The 19,140-nt window shown below is 61.4% G+C and carries 17 protein-coding genes; 12 read left to right on the forward strand and 5 right to left on the reverse strand.

What is annotated here, in order from left to right:
• Positions 1 to 11 precede the first annotated feature (11 nt).
• The 4 genes from LPJGGPFB_RS18680 to LPJGGPFB_RS18695 all read right to left on the reverse strand — a co-directional run bounded on the left by LPJGGPFB_RS18680 (position 12) and on the right by LPJGGPFB_RS18695 (position 4,275).
• Positions 12 to 827, reverse strand: coding sequence for a carbohydrate ABC transporter permease (locus LPJGGPFB_RS18680; protein ID WP_173421443.1), 816 nt, complete (start codon positions 825 to 827; stop codon positions 12 to 14).
• Positions 824 to 1,720: a carbohydrate ABC transporter permease gene (locus LPJGGPFB_RS18685; RefSeq protein ID WP_173421444.1), complete on the reverse strand. Its 897-nt coding sequence runs from the start codon at positions 1,718 to 1,720 to the stop codon at positions 824 to 826. Before LPJGGPFB_RS18685 ends, LPJGGPFB_RS18680 begins: the two co-directional genes overlap by 4 nt.
• A gap of 105 nt (positions 1,721 to 1,825) precedes the next feature.
• Positions 1,826 to 3,094 (reverse strand): ABC transporter substrate-binding protein, encoded by a 1,269-nt coding sequence (locus LPJGGPFB_RS18690; RefSeq protein WP_173421445.1) that lies wholly within the window; start codon positions 3,092 to 3,094, stop codon positions 1,826 to 1,828.
• 134 nt (positions 3,095 to 3,228) lie between these two features.
• Complete coding sequence (locus tag LPJGGPFB_RS18695) at positions 3,229 to 4,275, reverse strand: LacI family DNA-binding transcriptional regulator (RefSeq protein ID WP_173421446.1); 1,047 nt, start codon at positions 4,273 to 4,275, stop codon at positions 3,229 to 3,231.
• A 373-nt stretch (positions 4,276 to 4,648) separates the two neighbouring features.
• Here LPJGGPFB_RS18695 and LPJGGPFB_RS18700 point away from each other — a divergent pair, with 373 nt between their 5' ends.
• The 8 genes from LPJGGPFB_RS18700 to LPJGGPFB_RS18735 all read left to right on the forward strand — a co-directional run bounded on the left by LPJGGPFB_RS18700 (position 4,649) and on the right by LPJGGPFB_RS18735 (position 12,884).
• Positions 4,649 to 5,536 (forward strand): amino acid ABC transporter permease, encoded by an 888-nt coding sequence (locus tag LPJGGPFB_RS18700; protein WP_173421447.1) that lies wholly within the window; start codon positions 4,649 to 4,651, stop codon positions 5,534 to 5,536.
• Positions 5,536 to 6,297 (forward strand): amino acid ABC transporter ATP-binding protein, encoded by a 762-nt coding sequence (locus LPJGGPFB_RS18705; RefSeq protein WP_173421448.1) that lies wholly within the window; start codon positions 5,536 to 5,538, stop codon positions 6,295 to 6,297. The genes LPJGGPFB_RS18700 and LPJGGPFB_RS18705 overlap by 1 nt, the downstream gene beginning before the upstream one ends.
• A 31-nt stretch (positions 6,298 to 6,328) precedes the next feature.
• Positions 6,329 to 7,156 (forward strand): ABC transporter substrate-binding protein, encoded by an 828-nt coding sequence (locus LPJGGPFB_RS18710; protein ID WP_173421449.1) that lies wholly within the window; start codon positions 6,329 to 6,331, stop codon positions 7,154 to 7,156.
• Between the two features lie 167 nt (positions 7,157 to 7,323).
• Complete coding sequence (locus tag LPJGGPFB_RS18715) at positions 7,324 to 8,214, forward strand: polysaccharide deacetylase family protein (protein ID WP_173421450.1); 891 nt, start codon at positions 7,324 to 7,326, stop codon at positions 8,212 to 8,214.
• Complete coding sequence (locus LPJGGPFB_RS18720) at positions 8,211 to 9,104, forward strand: polysaccharide deacetylase family protein (RefSeq protein ID WP_173421451.1); 894 nt, start codon at positions 8,211 to 8,213, stop codon at positions 9,102 to 9,104. Before LPJGGPFB_RS18715 ends, LPJGGPFB_RS18720 begins: the two co-directional genes overlap by 4 nt.
• A complete protein-coding gene (locus tag LPJGGPFB_RS18725) occupies positions 9,097 to 10,458 on the forward strand; it encodes an MmgE/PrpD family protein (RefSeq protein ID WP_173421452.1) in 1,362 nt (453 codons plus the stop codon). The genes LPJGGPFB_RS18720 and LPJGGPFB_RS18725 overlap by 8 nt, the downstream gene beginning before the upstream one ends.
• A 55-nt stretch (positions 10,459 to 10,513) precedes the next feature.
• The gene (gene argH, locus LPJGGPFB_RS18730; protein ID WP_173421453.1) at positions 10,514 to 11,902 is read left to right on the forward strand and encodes an argininosuccinate lyase; all 1,389 of its coding nucleotides are present in this window, start codon (positions 10,514 to 10,516) and stop codon (positions 11,900 to 11,902) included.
• Between the two features lie 73 nt (positions 11,903 to 11,975).
• Positions 11,976 to 12,884 (forward strand): LysR substrate-binding domain-containing protein, encoded by a 909-nt coding sequence (locus LPJGGPFB_RS18735; RefSeq protein ID WP_173421454.1) that lies wholly within the window; start codon positions 11,976 to 11,978, stop codon positions 12,882 to 12,884.
• 181 nt (positions 12,885 to 13,065) lie between these two features.
• On the opposite strand, the gene LPJGGPFB_RS18740 is transcribed toward LPJGGPFB_RS18735, so the two are convergent.
• Entirely contained in the window at positions 13,066 to 13,935 is an 870-nt protein-coding gene (locus tag LPJGGPFB_RS18740) for a DMT family transporter (RefSeq protein ID WP_173421455.1), read from the reverse strand.
• Between the two features lie 369 nt (positions 13,936 to 14,304).
• On the opposite strand from LPJGGPFB_RS18740, the gene LPJGGPFB_RS18745 reads away from it, so the two are divergent.
• The 4 genes from LPJGGPFB_RS18745 (at position 14,305) to LPJGGPFB_RS18760 (ending at position 19,077) form a co-directional block, all read left to right on the forward strand.
• A complete protein-coding gene (locus LPJGGPFB_RS18745) occupies positions 14,305 to 15,828 on the forward strand; it encodes a sugar ABC transporter ATP-binding protein (protein WP_173421456.1) in 1,524 nt (507 codons plus the stop codon).
• A gap of 15 nt (positions 15,829 to 15,843) precedes the next feature.
• Positions 15,844 to 16,848, forward strand: a complete 1,005-nt coding sequence (locus LPJGGPFB_RS18750) for an ABC transporter permease (RefSeq protein ID WP_173421457.1) — start codon at positions 15,844 to 15,846, stop codon at positions 16,846 to 16,848.
• A 74-nt stretch (positions 16,849 to 16,922) separates the two neighbouring features.
• Positions 16,923 to 17,882, forward strand: coding sequence for a substrate-binding domain-containing protein (locus LPJGGPFB_RS18755; RefSeq protein WP_173421458.1), 960 nt, complete (start codon positions 16,923 to 16,925; stop codon positions 17,880 to 17,882).
• 142 nt (positions 17,883 to 18,024) lie between these two features.
• Complete coding sequence (locus LPJGGPFB_RS18760; RefSeq protein ID WP_173421459.1) at positions 18,025 to 19,077, forward strand: sugar phosphate isomerase/epimerase family protein; 1,053 nt, start codon at positions 18,025 to 18,027, stop codon at positions 19,075 to 19,077.
• Positions 19,078 to 19,140: the final 63 nt, after the last annotated feature.

Raw genomic sequence — 19,140 nt, forward strand, 5'->3', positions numbered from 1 at the left:
TGACGACGTTCCTATTTCACTGAACCGAGCATGCCCTGCACGAACTGGCGCTGCATGACGAAGAAGACGAGAAGGGTGGGAAGGGTGGCGAGGATGGTGCCGATCATGACCACGCCGTAATCGGGGTAGTAGGCGGAGGCGAGCGAGGAGACGACGAGGGTGATCGTCTTCGTCTCGTTCGACTGCAGGACGATGAGAGGCCAGAGGTAGTTGTTCCAGTTGGTCATGAAGACGATGACGAAAGCGGCCGCGTAGGTGGAGCGCATCACCGGAACGTAGATGTAGAGAAAGATCTGCCATTCCTTGAGGCCGTCGACCTTGGCGGCGTCGCGAAGCTCCGTCTGGAAGGCCTTGGTCGACTGGCGGAAATAGAAGATGATGAAGGCGGACGCGATCGTCGGCAGCATGATCGCAATATGTGTGTTGATGAGGCCGCTTCTCGCCATCATCATGAACAGCGGGATCATCAGCGCTGCAAACGGCACCATGAGCGTCAGAAGCACTAGCGCGTAGATACGATCGCGCGCCTTTGACCTGAACATCTCAAAACCGTAGCCGGCGAGCGACGACACGACGATCGTCAGCAGCGTCGCAAGCACGGATACCTTGACCGAGTTCCAGAAAACCAGCGGCACGTCGACCTGTGAGAAGAAGTTGGCGACGTTGATGCCGAAGGCATCGCCTATCCCCGTTCGGCCGCTGATGATGTCGATCGACTTGTTGGTCGAGCTGATCACCATCCAGATGAACGGGAAGATCGACAGGAAGGCCGCCGTCCCCAGGAAGACGTATTGCAGCACAGTCGTTGCAAGGCGCGAGACGTTCATGACCGGTCCCTCGCGGCGTAAAACTGGAGGAAGGACAGAAGCGCCACCATGAGGACGATGACGTAGGAAATCGTCGCCGCGTAGCCGAAGCTCGGCATGAAGCGGAAGGTGAGATTGTAGATATAAAGCGAGAGTGTCAGCGTCGCGTTCGCCGGGCCGCCGCGTCCCTCGGTCAGATTGTAGACTTCGTCAAAAAGCTGGATCGTGCCGATGGTCGAGATGATTGTCGTAAACAGGATCACCGGCTTCAGCATCGGCACGGTGATATAGACGAAGCGGGCCCAGGCGGGCACGCCATCGATCCGCGCCGCCTCGTAGATCGACTTGTCGACGTTCTGCAGGGCCGCCAGGTAAAAGATCATGTTGTAGCCGGTCCAGCGCCAGGTAATGGCGAGGATGACGAGCACCTTGGCCCAGAAGGGTTCCGTCAGCCAGCCGATCGGCGTCGAGATCAGACCGATCGCCAGCAGTGCGGAGTTCACCACGCCATCGACGGAGAACATGCTCTTGAAGAGCACGGAATAGGCGACGAGCGAGGCGACGCAGGGCAGAAAAATGGCGGTGCGGAAGAAGCCGATGAATTTCAGCTTGTCGTTGTTCAGGACCGCGGCGAGCATGAGCGCCAGGGTGATCATGATCGGCACCTGGATGATGAAGAAGGTGACGGTATTGGTCAGCGCCTGAAGGAAGACCGGATCGTTCCATAGCCGCACGACGTTTCCGAAGCCGGCAAACTTCATCATCATGCCCTTGCCCGCGAAGAAGGACAGGTAGAGCGAGCGCAGGATCGGGTAGACGAGGAAGATCGCGATGAGAAGCAATGATGGAGCGACGAACAGCCAGCCGTTCAGGTCGTAATACCGCTTCAATCCGCCTGTTTTGCCGGCAGCCATGGAACGCCCTCAGGAAAAAGGGATGACATTGCGGGCGACAGCGGCCCGGTGGCCGCATGCCGCTCCAGCGAAAGAGGCAGGCGGTCGCCGCCTGCCTTGGGATGACTACTGGATCTGGCCCTGGGCCTGGCTGTCGACAGCCTTCAGCACGTCGTCGATGGGCGCGCCCTGGCCAAGCGACGGCAGATGCGCGGTGACCGCCGTGTCCACCTCGTTGGTGAAGACGCCGTAGTTGACCGCCGGAACCTTCGCCAGCCAGTCGGAGAAGTTCTGCCAGACCTTTTCGCCGCCGAAGAAGGCATCGGCTTCGGAATAGGCCGGTCCGTTGCGCGCCGCCATCAGCGAGCCGACAGCACCGCGTTCCGTCAGGATCTTCTGATAGAAATCGACATCCTTGGCATAGACCTCGTTGAGGAAATCGATGGCTTCGTCCTTCTCGGCGGAGCTTGCTGTCACGTACCAGCTGGAACCGCCGAGATTGGAGGCATGGGATGCACCCTCGACGTTCAGCTTCGGAATGGGGGCCACACCCCATTTGCCGGACTGATCGGCCTGGGCCTTGACGGTGCCGGTAATCCACACGCCCGTCGTCACGGTGGCGACATCGCCGGAGGTGAAGGTCGCGACCCATTCCGTCCAGCCGGCAGCCGGCTTGTGAATGTTGGCCTGAAGGATCTTCTGCTCGGTCTCGAGCGCTGCCTTCAGGGCGGCGTTGTTCTCGATCGACAGATTGCCGTCCTTGTCGAAATACCAGCCGCCGGCGGACTGCATCAGGATACGGACGAAGCCGGCATCATTGACGTCGAGACCCAGCATCTTCTTGCCGGTCTTGGCTTCGACCTGTTTTCCGATCTCGATGAAGCGGTCCCAGGTCAGGTCCTGCATATCTTCGGGCTTGAAGCCGGCCTGCTCGAGATAGTCCTTGCGGTAATAGAGGCCGGTGACGCCGGAATCGAACGGCATGCCGTAGACGGCGCCATCCATCGTCATCAGTTGAACCTTGTACGGCGCGAAGCCGGAGAAATCGACCTTGCTGGAAAGCTCAGCGAAAGCGCCGGGGAAGGACTGAAGATACTTCTGCGCGCCATAGTCCTCGATCAGCACGATGTCGGGCAGTGCATCGGTCGTGCCCGAGGACAGCGCTGTCTGCAGCTTCTGCTCGACATCGGCCTTGGCGAAGTCGACGATGTTGAAAGTCGTTTCGGGATGCTTTGCGCTATAGCGCGCGGCTGCTTCCTTCATGATCGCAACGTTGAAGTTCGGATCCCAACACCAGACCGTGACTTCGCCGGCAAAGGCGGCGGTGGACGCAAGCAGGCTTGCTGCGGCGAGCGCGCCAGCCGCAAAGCGCGACAGATTCGTTTTGCTGTACATCGTTTCCTCCCTAGAAACTTGCTGAGGGCAGGTTCTCCTCTCCCGCCGTCCGCGCAACAGTTACCGAAATTCAGGAAACACGCAAGGAAGATTTAGTAAATATTTATCTCGAATGAAAACCGGGTCCCCGACGCCTAGGATTCCAAGGGGTTTCGACAGCTGTCGCGCCAAACGAGTTCGGTGGAGATGCGCACTTGCTTGCCGTAGCTGCGGCCGGAAAGCCGCTCGAGCAACAGATCGACGGCCGTCTCGCCGATATGTTCACTGTGGATGCGCACCGTGCTGAGAGACGGCGTCAGGAACTGTGCTACCGGGATATCGTTGAAGGAGATGACGCCAAGGTCGCCCGGGATCGAAAGACCGAACTCCTGGATCGCGCGATAGGTGCCGATCGCCATGTTGTCATTGGACGTCACGATCACATCCGGCCGGTCGGTAAGCGCAAGCAGTTCGCGCGCAAGACGATAGCCGGTATCGAGCCGAAGGCTCTGACCCGACGAGCAGTCGGCGAGCGCCAGAAGCTCAGGCGCGAACGTGCCGTTCTTCGTCTGCCAGTCGATATAGGCGGCACATCGGCGCTCGGCGAAATGCTGGACCGCGCCATTGAGATTTTCGTGGCTGCCGATAAAGCCGACGCGCTTGTATCCGCTGGATTTCAGGGCATCAAGGATCTTGCGGGTCGCAAGGCCAACGTCGGAAAACACGCTGTCCAGCCGGTCGTTCCTGGGGTCGAAATCGGCAAAAACCACGTGGCGGGCATGCTCGTTCAGCCACGCGATCTCGTTGTCCGAGTGTTTGCCGATAACGATCACGCCCGATGCGCCTTCAAGCAGGGACGCTTCAGGAAGAGCATCGGAATGGAAGACCTTGACGATCTCAGTTCTCAGGTCGCGGCAACGGCTTTCGATACCAAGCCGAACGCCGACATAATAGGGATCGGCAATCTCGTCCGAAGGCTCGAGAAAGTGCACGATGACAAGCTTGGTCAACAGGCTGGGGGCAGCCTGTCCGTTCGCCTTGTTGCGATTGCGCGGGGTCTCGTAGTTCAGCGCCTCGGCCGTCTCGATGATCGCCTGCCGCTTCGCGGGCGAGATGGACAAGGCCGGGTCGTAGTTGAGTACCCTCGACACCGTGGCCGACGACACGCCAACGCTCTTGGCGATTTCCTTGATAGTGACCATGCCGTCATTCCATTGTTGTCATCGGGCGACTATGTCACATGCGCCCAAATTCTGAAATCGCTTTTAGTAAAGTTTTACTGTCGTTCGGGGCGCAGGGCCAACGAATATCTGACGCAAGGGCGAAAGCGGCGGAGTTATATCCAAGCGATAGGTTGTTCTCAACAAAGTCCACGGTTATCGGCAAGGAAGCGGAGACCTGCCTTGCTCCTGGCAGGTTTCCAAGGAAACGTGCCCAGCCGCGGTGCCGGCTTGCGATTTATGCATTCAACGCATGAATTGCATGCCGATATCTCGTTTGCGCGTGCCGAGCCGTCAGGACTAGGCTGCCATCAATCCAGAACAACAGTGAAGCGCAAAGCTTCGGGGAACCTCCATGAGCGATACCAGACTTGCCGACCCAGGCCAGTTTGTCGTCGTGCCGCGACGCAAGATCGGCACGAAGATACTGGCCCTCGTATTCATCACGATGCTGATCCTGCTTGCGAGGGCGTTTTGGCTCGGCGATATCGCCTGGAGCTACGTCGGAGAAAACCTGTTCTCGAAGGCGGTGATGGCGGGCGTGGTCAACACGATCATCATGACTTTCTGCGCCATGGCCCTCGGCATTCTGCTCGGCGTGCTCGCCGCCGTCATGCGCATGTCCGACAATCCGGTGTTGAGAAGCGTTTCCGTCGGCTACATCTGGCTGTTTCGCGGTACGCCGGCGCTGCTGCAATTGCTGCTGTGGTTCAATCTGGCACTGATTTTCCCGACGATCGGCATTCCCGGCCTGTTTTCGCTGCGCACCGTCGACGTGATGACCCCCTTTGTCGCGGCCTTCCTCGGCCTGGGCATCCAGCAGGGCGCCTATACGGCGGAAGTCGTGCGCGCCGGCATTCTCTCCATCGACAAGGGACAGACAGAGGCGGCCCTGTCGATCGGCATGACCAAGCTGCGTGCGACACTGAAGATCGTGCTGCCACAGGCCATGCGTGTCATCGTGCCGCCGATCGGCAACGAGACGATCGGCATGGTCAAGCTGACCTCGCTTGCCAGCGTCATCCAGTATTCCGAGGTGCTGCGCAGCGTGGAGGACATCTACTACGTCAATTCACGCGTCATCGAACTGCTGATCGTTGCCGCCATGTGGTACATGGCCGTGGTCACGGTCCTCAGCATCGCGCAGATGTATATCGAGCGCTATTTCTCCAAGGGATGGGGCGCCTCCGGCCGGAACGAAACCACGCCGGCGCCGCAGACCACTGTCGAGGAGGCGGCCTGATGGAAGCGCTTATCGTGGCCCATGGCCTTCAGAAATACTTCGGCACCTTCCATGTGCTCCAGGACATCGATTTCAGCATCCGCAAGGGCGAAGTCGTGTGCATCATCGGTCCGTCCGGCTCCGGAAAGAGCACGTTCCTGCGCTGCATCAATCAGCTCGAAAGCATCGAAGGTGGCTATGTCAGCGTCGATGGCGAGATTGCGGGCTACCGCCGCGACGGAAATCACCTCTATCCGCTGTCCGACCGCGAGATCGCGCGCCAGCGCCAGTCCGTTGGCATGGTCTTCCAGCGTTTTCATCTCTTCCCGCACCGCACCGTGCTCGAAAACATCATAGAAGGTCCGGTCGGCGTCCAGAAACGCCGCAAGCAGCAATGCACCGAGGAAGCGCGTGCCCTGTTGAAGCGCGTCGGCCTGGCCCACAAGGCGGACGCCTATCCGGGCGAACTGTCAGGCGGCCAGCAGCAGCGTGTCGCAATTGCCCGGGCGCTCGCGATGAAGCCGAAGGCGATGCTGTTCGACGAGCCGACGTCGGCGCTCGATCCCGAACTGGTTGGCGAAGTGCTCGGCGTCATGAAGGAACTGGCTGCCACCGGCACGACCATGATCGTCGTGACCCACGAACTCGGCTTCTGCCGCGAAGTGGCCGACCGGGTGGTGTTCATGGACGCAGGCCGGATCATCGAAACCGGAACGCCCGCGGAGATCCTGGAGAATCCCACAAATCCCAGAGTGAAGAGCTTCATCTCTGCGGTGCTTTGAAAACGAAAAATAACCTCAAGAGGAGAATGACATGAGATTTCTGAAAATGGCCGTGTCTGCGCTGGCGCTTCTTTCCGCCGGGGTCGCTTCGGCCGAGACCAAGCTCAACCTGGTCAATGACGGCGAGCTACGCATCCTGACCAACCCGATCTATCCGCCGATGGAATTCGTCAACCCCGAGAAGGGCACGCTTGACGGTTTCGATGTCGATCTGGCGACGGCGATTGCGGCCAAGCTCAAGCTGAACCCGCTGTTCGTCACCTCCGCCTTCCAGGAATTGCAGAGCGGGCTCCAGACGGGCCGCGGCGACGTGATCATCTCCGGCATGAGCGACAACGTCAAACGCCAGGAAAGCATGGACTTCGTCGACTACCTGACGAGCGGCCCGATCCTGTTCACGACCAAAGCCAGCGCCGAACAGTACAAGTCGCCCGAGGACCTTTGCGGCAAGACGGTTGCCGGCAGCCGCAGCACCAGCTTCGGCGAAAACGTCACCGGCTGGAGCGAGGCCAATTGCGTGGGCAAGGGTAAGCCGGCGATCAAGTTCGAAGGCACGGCCGATTCCAACGCCGCCCGCCTCGGCATGAAACAGGGTCGCTATGACGCGGTTGTGCAAGGCATCGAAACCATCGCCTACCAGATGCGCGTCGAGCCGGACACGTTCACGCTGGTCGGCGATCCGCTGCTTAGCAACGACACGTTCGGCATGGGCTTCAAGAAAGACAATTCGGCCCTGCGCGACGCTATCGCCGGCGCTCTCGACGACTTGATCAAGGACGGCACCTACAACGAACTGCTGACGAAGTGGGGCCTTGTGCACAATGCCGTGCCCAAGGCCGTGATCAACGGCGTCAAGTAAGCCGTCGTCTCCCGCTCCCGCACCTGATCTCTCGGAGAGAGGCGGGCGGTAAACCCTCCAAAGTTCCTCCCTTTTCAACTGGCCTCAGCGCCGGAACGGGAGAGCTTTGTCTTGCGAAAACCGCTCCCGGCGCTCCCGCCGGGGGTGGCGAAAACCGGACAAAGACCATGCTGACCGAAACTATCTCTGCTGCCACGCGTCTGGCCCCGTTGTGGCCGCCAGGAAAACAATCCGCGGTCGCGCTTGCCTTCGATGTCGATGGCCCAACGGGCGACGCGATGCTCGACGGTTCGCTGCTTGCCAATCCCCGCTATTTCACGCAGGGCGCCTATGGCCCATGGAAAGCCTTGCCGCGCTTGCTCGATCTGCTGTCGGACTACGATCTCAAGGCGACCTTCTTCATTCCCACCTGGGTCGTGTTGCATTGGGGCGCCCACTGCGAGCGGATCGTTCGCGAAGGCCATGAGGTCGCCTATCATGGCCATCGCCACGAGGTCTTCATCGATCTGGGCCGTGAGCAGCAGCTCGCCATCATGGAGCGCTCGCGTGCCGTCTTTCAGGAGCGGCTGGGCGTGACGCCGATCGGCTTTCGCACCCCGTCCGGCGACTGGAGCGCCGAGACCGCGGATCTGCTGCGCGCCTTTGGCGTGCTGTATTCGAGCTCGATGCGCGGCGACGACCGTCCCTATTTCCATCCAGGTACGGCAGCCAAACTGGGCCTCGTCGAAATTCCCGGCCGCTGGGACATCGATGATTATACGGCACTCGCCTACACGGAGGAGCCTGATTTCCCTGTTGGTCTCGACCGGATCTCCGACTACCGGACAGTCGAGCAGAACTGGCGCGCGGAATTTGAGGGATACCACCGCGAAGGCCTGTGCTGGACGACGATCCTCCACCCCAAGGTTTGCGCCAAGCCGGGTCGCCTTTCGATACTCGAAGGCCTTTTCAAAGCGATCACGGCGCATGGCGATGCGGTCTGGACCGCCCGTTGCGGCGACATCGCGCGCTGGTGGATCGATCGACACAGCCAAGACACCGGAAGGACGCCGGCATGAACGAACAGCCGACAACGATGTGGCCCAAGGGCAAGCGATGCGCGGTGCTGATCTCGGTGCTTTTTGACGACGGGATGGATGCGGCTGCTGCTGCCCCGGACCTTCTCCAGCGCAGCAAGAGTTTTTCCGTCTGGAAGTATGGCGCCACCCGCGGCGTGGAGCGCCTGTGCCGGACCTTCGCATCTTTCGATATCGCCGCCAGTTGGTTTACGCCGGGGCAGGTGGCCGAGGAGCATCCCGGTTTGCTCAAGGCGGTGGCCGGCGCTGGTCACGATCTTGAAAGTCATGGCTGGGCCTTCGAGCGCCACGATAGCATGCCGGCGTCGCAGTCGCTGGATCTCTTGAAACGGTCGCGGGAAACACTCGGCCAGCTCTCGGGCAAGGCGGCCACTGGGTTCCGCCTCCCGGCAGGAAACTGGCCGCCAGGTTTCGATCAAACGTTGCTGGAGGCCGGATACGAATGGTCGACGTCGCTCAATGGCGATGACGTCCCCTACCTGCACCCCTCCCGCCTGGTCGAGATCCCTGTTCATATCGAGCTCGAGGATCGTCCCTACTTCCAGTTCAATTTCACCCCCGCCTTTCCGAAAGGGCAGAGCCGTATCCCGTCTTACGACGGCGTTCTTCACAACTGGATCGCGGAGTTCGATGCCTATCGCCGCTTCGGCCTTTGCTACGTGCTGCAACTGCGGCCCGAGTGGACCGGCACGCCAGGACGGATCTCCATCGTCGAAGACCTGTTGGCCCATATCCGCGGCTTCGACGACGTCTGGATCACCACCGGCGCAATGATTGCGGACTGGCACCGAAAGAACGGTGTCGCGCCGCCGCCGACCCATCCCCTCCATGTTTACGATGCCTACCTGCAGGAGCAGCAATCCCATGGCTGAGACGGTCCTTCAGTCGCTGGCGCGCAAGGTCGCGGCCACGGCGTTCGACGACTTTCCGCAAGCAACCATCCGCAAGGCGAAGCAGCATGTGCTCGACACCTTCGGCGTCGCTGTCGCCGGCTCGGCATCGGCCGAGACGCGCATGGCGCTTGCTGCATCGGGCTTGAGCGCAGCGAACGGTTCTTCGCTCATCTGGGGAACTCCGCTTTTTGCCGATGCGCGCACCGCCGCGCTCGTCAACGGCGTTTCAGCCCACGCCCTTGAACTCGATGACAGCGGTGGATGCGACCACTCCGGTGCAGTCGTGCTGCCGGCGGTCGTCGCTGCCCTGGGCGAGGTGACACGCCCTGTTCATGGCAAGGAATTTCTGAAGAGCGTTCTGATCGGATACGAGGTCGGCCGGCGCGTGCTGGAGGCCGCCGGCGGCTACGAGACGCATAACGGGCTCGGATGGCATTCGACCGGCACCTGTGGTGCCTTTGGGGCGGCGGCGGCCGTCGGAACCTTGCTCGGCTTCGACGCGCAGCGCATCGCCTCGGCGCTCGGCCTTGCCTGTTCCTTTGCCGGCGGCACATGGGCCTTCATCCACGACGGCAGTCCTGCCAAGAAGCTTCATGCCGGTCGCGCCGCGGAAGGCGGGTTTCTCGCCGCGCGCCTCGCCGCCAGCGGCTTTGTCGGACCGGGCGACGTTTTCGATGGGAGCGCCTGGGGAAGTTTCTTTCAGGCCTTTTGTCGGGGCGAGGGGGATCCGGCGATGCTGCTTCACGGCTTCGGTGAAAACTGGCGCATTGAGCGTTGCTCGATCAAACCGCACGCCACCTGCCGCGGCACCCATTCGGCAATCGACGCGGTCGACAAGCTGCTGGGCGACCAGGAGCTCGCGAGCCAAGACATCGCCGCGATCACGGTCGACATGAGCGGCTTTCAGTTCGGCATGTGCGGCGGCAAGGTGCTGACGTCGCGCGCGCAGGCGCAGATGAGCCTTCCGTATGCGATCGCTGCGCGGCTTCAATACGGGAAGGTATCGCTCGCGGAACTTGAGGAGCGCGCCTGGCGCCACCCGAGCGTTCACCGGTGGCTCCAACGCATGGACATCCGGATCGATCCCGCCATGCCCGACGAGGCCGAGCCTGCAGTCGCGCTCGCCACGATCGACGGTCGACACGTGCGGACGACGATCGACTTCCCGCTTGGAAGCCCCGCGAACCCGCTGAGCGACGACCGTCTGATCGGAAAATACGACGCCTTGGCTCGCTCCGTGTTGGGGCAGGCGAAGGCCGACGGCCTGCGGGATTGCGTTCTCGCGCTCGACGGCTGCACCGACGCACGCGAGCTTTTGCAGTGGCTGCATTGACGCTGGATCGGCTGGGGCGCGTCACAACAAATCGCAAGAATGCTTGGAGGATGAGATGACTACGATGGCTGAGACGACCTGGTCGCCGCTCTTTAAGGAAGCGGTCTCCACGGACTTCCGCGATTTCCACGAATGCCTCGACCAGGACAAGCGCATCGCGCTTTATGATGTCGCTGGCTCCAAGGTTCACGCGCGCATGCTGGCGCGGGCCGGCATACTGACCGAAGAGGAAAACAACCGGATCCAGGTTGGCCTCGATCAGATCGCGGACGAAATGCGCGCCGGCACATTTGTGTGGAAGAAGGAGCTCGAGGACGTTCATATGAACGTCGAAAGCCGCCTGACCGCCCTTGTCGGCGACGCCGGCAAGAAATTGCACACGGCGCGTTCACGCAACGACCAGGTGGCAACGGACATCCGTCTTTACTCCCGTGCCGAACTGGACGCGCTCGCGGCTGAGCTGAAGTCGCTGGTGCTGGCTTTCGTCGACCTCGCCGATCGCCACGCGGAGACGATCATGCCGGGCTTCACCCATTTGCAGGTCGCCCAGCCCGTGACTTTCGGCCATCACATGATGGCCTATGCCGAGATGTTCCTGCGTGATCTTGAACGCGTAGGGCAGGCGCGCGAGCGGCTGAACGTCTCGCCGCTTGGGGCGGCCGCACTTGCCGGCACCGGCTATCCCATCGATCCGGCCTATAGCGCACGCGAACTCGGCTTTTCCCGCGCCTTCCGCAATTCGCTCGATGCCGTATCCGATCGGGACTACGTCGTCGACATCTGTGCAACCGGCGCCATCATTATGGGGCATCTCTCGCGCTTTTCCGAGGAAGTCATTCTGTGGTGCACGCCGATGTTCGATTTCATCGAGGTCGGCGACCAGTTCTGCACTGGCTCCTCGATCATGCCGCAGAAGCGCAACCCCGATCTCGCCGAACTCGTGCGTGGCAAGGCGGCGCGCATAATCGGAAATCTGGCGACATCGGCAGCACTGATGAAGTCACAGCCGCTGGCCTTCAACAAGGACCAGCAGGAATCGAAGCCTCCCCTCACCGATACGCTGGAGAATGTGCGCGGTGCCGTCACGGTGACCATTCAGATGCTGCCGACGATCAAGGTGCGTGCCGCCAACATGCTGGCCGCAGCCGAACAGGGGTATTCCACGGCGACGGATCTGGCCGATTATCTGGTGCGTGCCGGCCTGCCTTTCCGCGATGCCCATCATGCTGTCGCGGCGATCGTTGGCGCGGCGCGAGAGCAGGGTCTGGCGACGCTTTCCGAAATGCCGCTTGCCGAGATGCAGACCTTTGCGTCGGCCATCGGTCAGGATGTTTATGAGGTGCTGAGCGTCGAGGGCTCCGTTGGCAGTCGCAACCATCCGGGCGGAACTGCGCCTGAGCAGGTGAGAAGCGCCATCGCCGAGCTCCGCGCGCTTCTTGCCTGATCGTGCCAGTCTGCGCTTTACCAACGCGATGGCGACTGTTTAAATGCCCCGGTTGCCATCGCGGAGGAGCCCTTTGAAGCCGGTTTTCGAGCAGAATCGCTTGCCGCCCTTGCAGACGCTCCAGACATTCTCGATCGTTGCGGAAACCGGCAGCTTCACGGCCGCAGCCACCGAACTCAACCTCAGCCAGAGTGCGATCAGCCGCCAGATCCAGCAACTGGAGCACTATTTCGGCTGCAGTCTGTTCGAGCGCCACACGCGCAAGGTGGTGATCACCGAGCAGGGGGCGGCGATCATGCCGATCGTCAATGGACTGCTCGTCTCGCTGCGCAATTCTTTCGAGGCGACGCGAACGAAGAGCCGATCGCTCACGATCCGAATGCCGCCCACTTTCGCGCGGCGGTGGCTGCTGCCGCGGCTTCCGGAACTGCAAAGCCGTCATGAAGATCTGAACATTACGATCGACACGGCGTGGTTTGCCCGCCCGACCTTTACGGTCGGCGACATCGACCTCCTGATCACCTACGGCAACGGCCATTGGCCGGGCATGGATGTTTTCCTGCTGCTTCCGGAAAAACTGACGCCGATGTGCTCGCCAGCCGTTGCCGAAACGCTCGGCGATCCTGCGTCGCTCGAAAACCTGTCGGCCTGCGTCTTGTTGCATTCCAACCCGCGCCAGAGCGACTGGACCTTGTGGCTGCAGGCGGAAGGGGCCTATGATTTCCGCGCCGCCCGCAACCAGATCTTCGACACGCAGGATTTCGCGATGACGGCTGCCGCAAGCGGTTACGGCGTCACGATGGGCGACCTCTATCTGGCAAAGCAGGACCTGCAAAACGGCGAGCTGGTGACGCCGTTCCCGCGCATCATCGATAGCGGCTATGGCTACTACGCCCTCTATCCGGCCCGCACCGAGACGCGACGGAAGGTTGCGGATCTCGTTGAATGGCTGACGGAAGCTGGCCCCGTCGACGAGCGCTAGAGCGTTTCCGATTTAGACGGAAACACAGAAACGCTCTATGTCTCTGTTTTTGAGCATTTCCTGACGGAAACCGCTCCGCGCTTTTCCTGGAAATGCTTTAGAAGACCGGCGCGTGGTGGACGCGGCTATGGCCCCGATACGATCGGGCTGCAGACATATCGGTCGTGCTACTCGTCAGAGTTTAAGATCGCTTCGCCAGCTGGTGCTCTCGCCAGATGGTGAAAAGGCCGGCACCGACAACGATGGCTGCACCGGCGATCATGTTCAGCGTGACAATCTCGTTGAACAGAACGACAGCGATGATGACATTGAGAACCAGCTGGAAATAGGTGACGGGTTGCACCTCCGCGGCCGGTAGCAGTCCATAGGCCCTGATGAGGAAATAGTGGCTCAGCGTGCCGCAGACGCACAGCGCGGCAAGGGCGAACCAGTCGGACGGCTGGACATCGGTCCAATAGAACGGGCCGATCATTGAGATCGCGACTGCGCCTGCTACGCCGGCATAAAACAAGCTTGTGACCGCAGAATCCTCGTGACTGACGGCGCGGGTGGCGATGCTGTAGAGGGCAAACAGCACGGCTGCCGCAAGCGGCAAGAGCAGCGACAGGTCGAAGTGAACGTCGATCGGATTGATGATCACCAGAACGCCGATCATGCCGACCATGACCGCCATCCCCCGCCGCCAGCCGACCGTTTCTCCGAGAAGGGGGATCGAAAGCACGGTAATGATCAGCGGCGTTGCCTGGAAGATCGACTGGCTCATGGCAAGCCCGGCATGCACATAGGAAAAGACGATGATGACGATTTCCGCAACCAGCAGCAGTCCGCGGGTGATCTGCAGCCACGGGCGGCGCGTCTGGATTGCGCCCCGAATTCCGCCCGGCGACGACGCTGCGAAGCAGAACACGAACAGCGCGAATGCCCAGAACCGGATCATTGTTATGAAGAGTGCCGGGTAGCGATCACCAAGATACTTGGTAATCGCATCCTGGCCGGCAAAGATGCAGATCGCCAGGAAAGCGAACAGGTAACCGCGGGTCTTAGGGGTCATTGCGCAAACGTACTCTCAATCACAGCGCACCCCGATAGCATGAAATCCGTGCGATGACTCAAACCATTTGCAGCCTGTCCGGTGCGCCAGGCGGGCGGGGACGCTCCTTGGAAAATCGATCGTCCTTCTTGGTGTCCGCGTCCCAGGCGATCGGACTCTCCCTGCTTTCACGCTCCTCTTAGAGGCCGCTGTGCCACCGGTGTTTCAAATCAGCCGAGATCGAAACAAATTCTGATTTACGTACCTCAGAAAATGCGTTAGCAGTACTTCCGGAGGAGTTCTGATGACATTTTTTCGTTGCGTTCGTGCCGGGGCACGGGGCGTGGCTGCCGCCCCTATGGGGTGTGGCTTGACGATTCCGGTCGCCATATGACGGCTGCTGCATCCCAGAGTGCGCCGGTTGTGCTGCAGGCAAAGGGCGTTTCCAAGACGTTTGGTATCGTCGAAGTGCTGCGCGACATCGATGTGTCCGTGCGATCAGGCGAGGTCCACGCGATCATCGGCGAAAACGGCGCCGGCAAATCCACGCTGATGAAGATTCTGGCCGGCAACCACTTGCCGACCCGGGGCGAGCTTGCGATCGACGGAAAGCCGGTGCATTTTTCCGGTCCTGTCGATGCTGAGCAGGCGGGCATCGTTCTCGTCCATCAGGAAATCCTGCTCGCCCCCGATCTGACGGTGGCGCAGAACATCTATCTCGGTCGCGAACTGCGCAAAGGCCTCACGGTCGATGACCGGGCCATGAACGAAGGCGCCGCCAAAGCGATCCGCGATCTCGGTGCCGAGATCGACCCGAAGACCATCGTCCGCCGCTTGTCGATCGCCCAGCGCCAACTGGTCCAGATCGCACGGGTGCTGCTGGTTCCGCACCGGGTGGTGATCTTCGACGAGCCGACGGCGTCCTTGACACCACACGAAACCGAAGCGCTGCTGAAAGTCATCAGGGACATCCGCGCCAAGGGTGTGGGCGTTCTCTACATTTCCCATCGCCTGCCGGAGGTGAAGGAGATCGCCGACCGGGTGACGGTGCTGCGTGACGGTCGGGTTGTTGCCGTGCACGATGCCGCGGAATTGCAGCCGGCAGACATGGCGCGGCTGATGGTCGGACGCGATGTGGCAAAACTCTACCCCGAGCGGCACGGCGGGCCGGCGCGGGAAGCCGTGCTCGAGGTCGAGGACTTTTCGGTGCCGGGCTTTGCCCGCAATGCGACGTTTCAGCTGCGCAAGGGCGAGATCCTCGGCTTTGCCGGCCTTGTCGGTGCCGGCCGCACCGAATTGATGGAGGGCGTCGTCGGGCTTCGCCCGGGCCACGGCTGGATCAGGCATCACGGCAAATCAGTCGATTTTTCGAGCGTTCAGGCAAGTTTGAAGGCCGGGCTCGTCTATCTGAGCGAGGACCGCAAGGGCAAGGGCCTGCTGTTGACCAAGGACCTGCGGGTCAACCTGACGCTGGCATCGCTTTCGAGGTTTGTCAAAACCATGCAGATCGACGGCAGACAAGAAGCCGAAGCGCTCGACACGGCGATCCGCGAGTTCGACATCCGAACCGGCCGCAAGGATATCCTGGCCGGGCAGCTGTCGGGCGGCAATCAGCAGAAGCTGCTGCTCGCCAAGATGATGATGCTGGATCCGGAGATCGTCATCATCGACGAGCCGACACGCGGCATCGATATCGGCAACAAGGAGCAGATCTACAAATTCATCGCCAAGCTCGCCGAGGAGGGGCGGTCGATCATCGTCGTCTCATCGGAAATGCCGGAACTGATCGGCATCTCCGATCGCATCCTCGTCATGCGAGAGGGCCACATCGTCGGCGAAGTTACGGGAGACAAGATGACGGAAAATGAGATCGTCGTTCTTGCGACAGGCGCCAATACCGGGGAGGCCGCGTAAGCGCGGGAGACGATCATGACGAATGTTGCAACCGAAACGCAGAAGGCGCCGCGAACGTCGCGGGACTGGGACATGGCCGCGATCGCGCCCTTTGTCGCGCTGGCGCTGCTGCTCATCCTTGGCTATTTCGCCAATCCGAACTTTGTCTCCGTCGCCAATCTCTTGAACGTCATCACGCGCAGCGCCTTCATCGCCATCATAGCGCTGGGCGCAACCTATGTGATTTCGTCCGGCGGGCTCGATCTTTCCGTCGGCTCGATGGTCGCCTTCGTCGCCAGCCTGATGATCCTGTTCATCAACAGCGGCGTCATCGCCGATCCGGTGCTGATGCTGATCTGCGCGGCAATGCTCACTCTGGTGCTCGGTGCGGCCTGCGGGCTTGTCAACGGGCTCATCACCACGGTCGGCCGGATCGAACCCTTCATCGCCACGCTCGGCACCATGGGCATCTATCGCGGGCTGACGACCTGGCTGTCGCAAGGCGGCGCCATCACGCTTCAGGACCGTGAGCTGCAGCAGATCTATCGGCCCGTGTACTTCGGCTCGGTCGCCGGCATTCCCGTGCCGATCATCATGATCTTCGTCACGGCGGCGATCGCCGCCTTCGTCCTCTATCGCACCCGCTATGGCCGTCATGTCGTCGCAGTCGGTTCCAACGAGGACGTCGCGCGCTATTCCGGCATCTCGGTCAACAAGGTCCGCACGATCGCCTATGTGATCCAGGGTCTCTGTGTCGCCGTCGCCGTGCTGCTCTATGTGCCGCGCCTCGGCTCGACATCGGCCACAACAGGCATTCTCTGGGAGCTGCAGGCGATCACGGCGGTCGTCGTTGGCGGCACGGCTCTGCGGGGTGGCGTCGGCCGCATCTGGGGCACGGTCTGTGGCGCCTTCATCCTGGAGATCGTCGGCAACATCATGCTGCTTTCGAACTTTGTCAGCGAGTATCTGATCGGCGCCATCCAGGGCGCGATCATCATCATCGCCATGCTGGTGCAGCGCTCGCTTATGCGCCGCGCCTGAAGATTGGCCGGGCCGTTGGGGCGAGCCCGGTTTCATTGCTATCGAGGCCCCGTGGAACTCTTGGGAGGGAGACTATGCGTAGGACAATTTTCGGTTTGACCGTCGCCGCCGTGGCGGCATTTGCGGGCGCTGCACCGGGCGCCTTTGCGCAGGACAAGAAGGTAACGATCGGCGTCTCGATCCCTGCCGCCGACCATGGCTGGACGGCCGGCGTCGTCTTCCACGCCGAACGCGTCGCCAAGCTCCTGATGCAGGAGCATCCGGGCCTGAACGTCATCGTCAAGACATCGGCCGATGCCGCGACCCAGGCAAACGCCGTGCAGGACCTGGCGGTTCAGGGACTTGATGCGCTGGTCATCCTGCCGTCGGATCCCGATCCGCTCGTCAACGCCATCCAGCAGGTCAAGGATTCCGGCGCCTTCGTCGCACTCGTCGACCGCGCGCCGTCGGTCAACGACAGCTCGATCCGCGACCTCTATGTCGCCGGCAACAATCCGGCGCTCGGTCAGGTCGCCGGCGAATACATCAAGAAGACGACCCCGGACGCTGAAGTCGTCGTCATCCGCGGTCTGCCGATCCCGATCGACCAGCAGCGCCAGGATGGATTCGACAAGGGCATTGCCGGCTCCAACGTCAAGGTTCTCGATCGCCAGTACGGCAACTGGAACCGCGATGACGCCTTCCGCGTCATGCAGGACTATCTGACGAAGTATCCGAAGATCGACGTGGTCTGGTGCCAGGATGACGACATGGCCGTCGGCGTTCTCGAAGCCATCGGGCAGGCCAAGCGCACGGACATTCAGTACATCGTTGCCGGTGCCGGCTCGAAGGACATGATCAAGAAGGTCATGGACGGCGACAAGATGGTTCCGGTCGACGTGCTCTATCCGCCGGCAATGGTGGCAACCGCAATGCAGCTGACGGCCGCCAAGTTCTATGACCAGGTTCCGGTCAGCGGCGAATACATCCTCGATGCCACGCTGGTCACGAAGGACAATGCCGAGCAGTTCTACTTCCCGGATTCTCCGTTCTGATCAACAAGGCGCGCCCGCCAGGCGGGCGCGCCCTTCCATCCGCACGCATTCTTCAGGTCGATCCCGCGCCTGGCCAACCCGCGCCTTGCGCTTCTTCAGTGTGACATCGATCCGGTCACGGCCACCTAGACGAGGAAAAATCATGAAAACGATCAAGGGCCCCGGCCTGTTTCTGGCGCAGTTTGCGGGCGATGTCGCACCGTTCAACTCGTTTGCGTCGATTGTGAAATGGGCTGCCGATTGCGGCTACAAGGGTGTGCAGGTGCCGACATGGGATGCGCGGCTGATCGATTTGAAGAAGGCGGCGACGTCAAAGGCCTATTGCGACGAGCTTTTGGGCATTGCCCGCGACAACGGTGTCGAGATCACCGAGCTGTCGACCCATCTGCAGGGCCAGCTGGTCGCCACCCATCCGGCCTATGACGAGGTGTTCGACGGCTTTGCCGTGCCGGAAGTGCGCGGCAATCCGAAGGCGCGGCAAGAGTGGGCGGCCGAGCAGGTGAAGTTGGCGCTGACGGCCTCGAAGAATTTGGGGCTTGATGCGATGGCGAGCTTTTCAGGCGCGCTGGCCTGGCCGTTCGTCTATCCCTGGCCGCAGCGGCCGGCGGGCCTCGTCGAGACCGCCTTCGACGAACTGGCGAAACGCTGGAAGCCGATCCTCGACCATGCCGAGGACTGCGGCGTTGATATCTGCTACGAGATCCATCCGGGCGAGGACCTGCACGATGGCGTCACCTATGAGATGTTTCTCGAGCGCACCGGCAACCATGCCCGCGCCAACATGCTCTACGACCCCTCGCACTATGTGCTGCAATGCCTCGACTATCTCGACAACATCGACATCTACAAGGATCGCATCCGGATGTTCCACGTCAAGGATGCCGAGTTCAACCCGACGGGTCGGCAGGGCGTCTATGGCGGCTACCAGGGCTGGGTCAACCGGGCCGGCCGCTTCCGCTCGCTCGGCGACGGCCAGGTCGATTTCGGCGCGGTGTTTTCCAAGATGGCGGCCAATGATTTTGCCGGCTGGGCGGTGGTGGAATGGGAGTGCTGCCTGAAGCATCCCGAAGACGGCGCGCGCGAGGGCGCCGACTTCGTCAAGCACCACATCATCCGCGTGACCGAGAAGGCGTTCGACGACTTTGCTGACGGCGGCACCGACGAGGCGGCCAACCGGCGGCTGCTGGGGATTTGAGGCAAGGCCGCCGGTTCAGTGGCAGCTACGGCGCGGTGCAAGCGGGAGCCGCAGTTCCAACCG

Source organism: Ensifer adhaerens, assembly GCF_013283195.1.
Taxonomy (GTDB): domain Bacteria; phylum Pseudomonadota; class Alphaproteobacteria; order Rhizobiales; family Rhizobiaceae; genus Ensifer; species Ensifer adhaerens_G.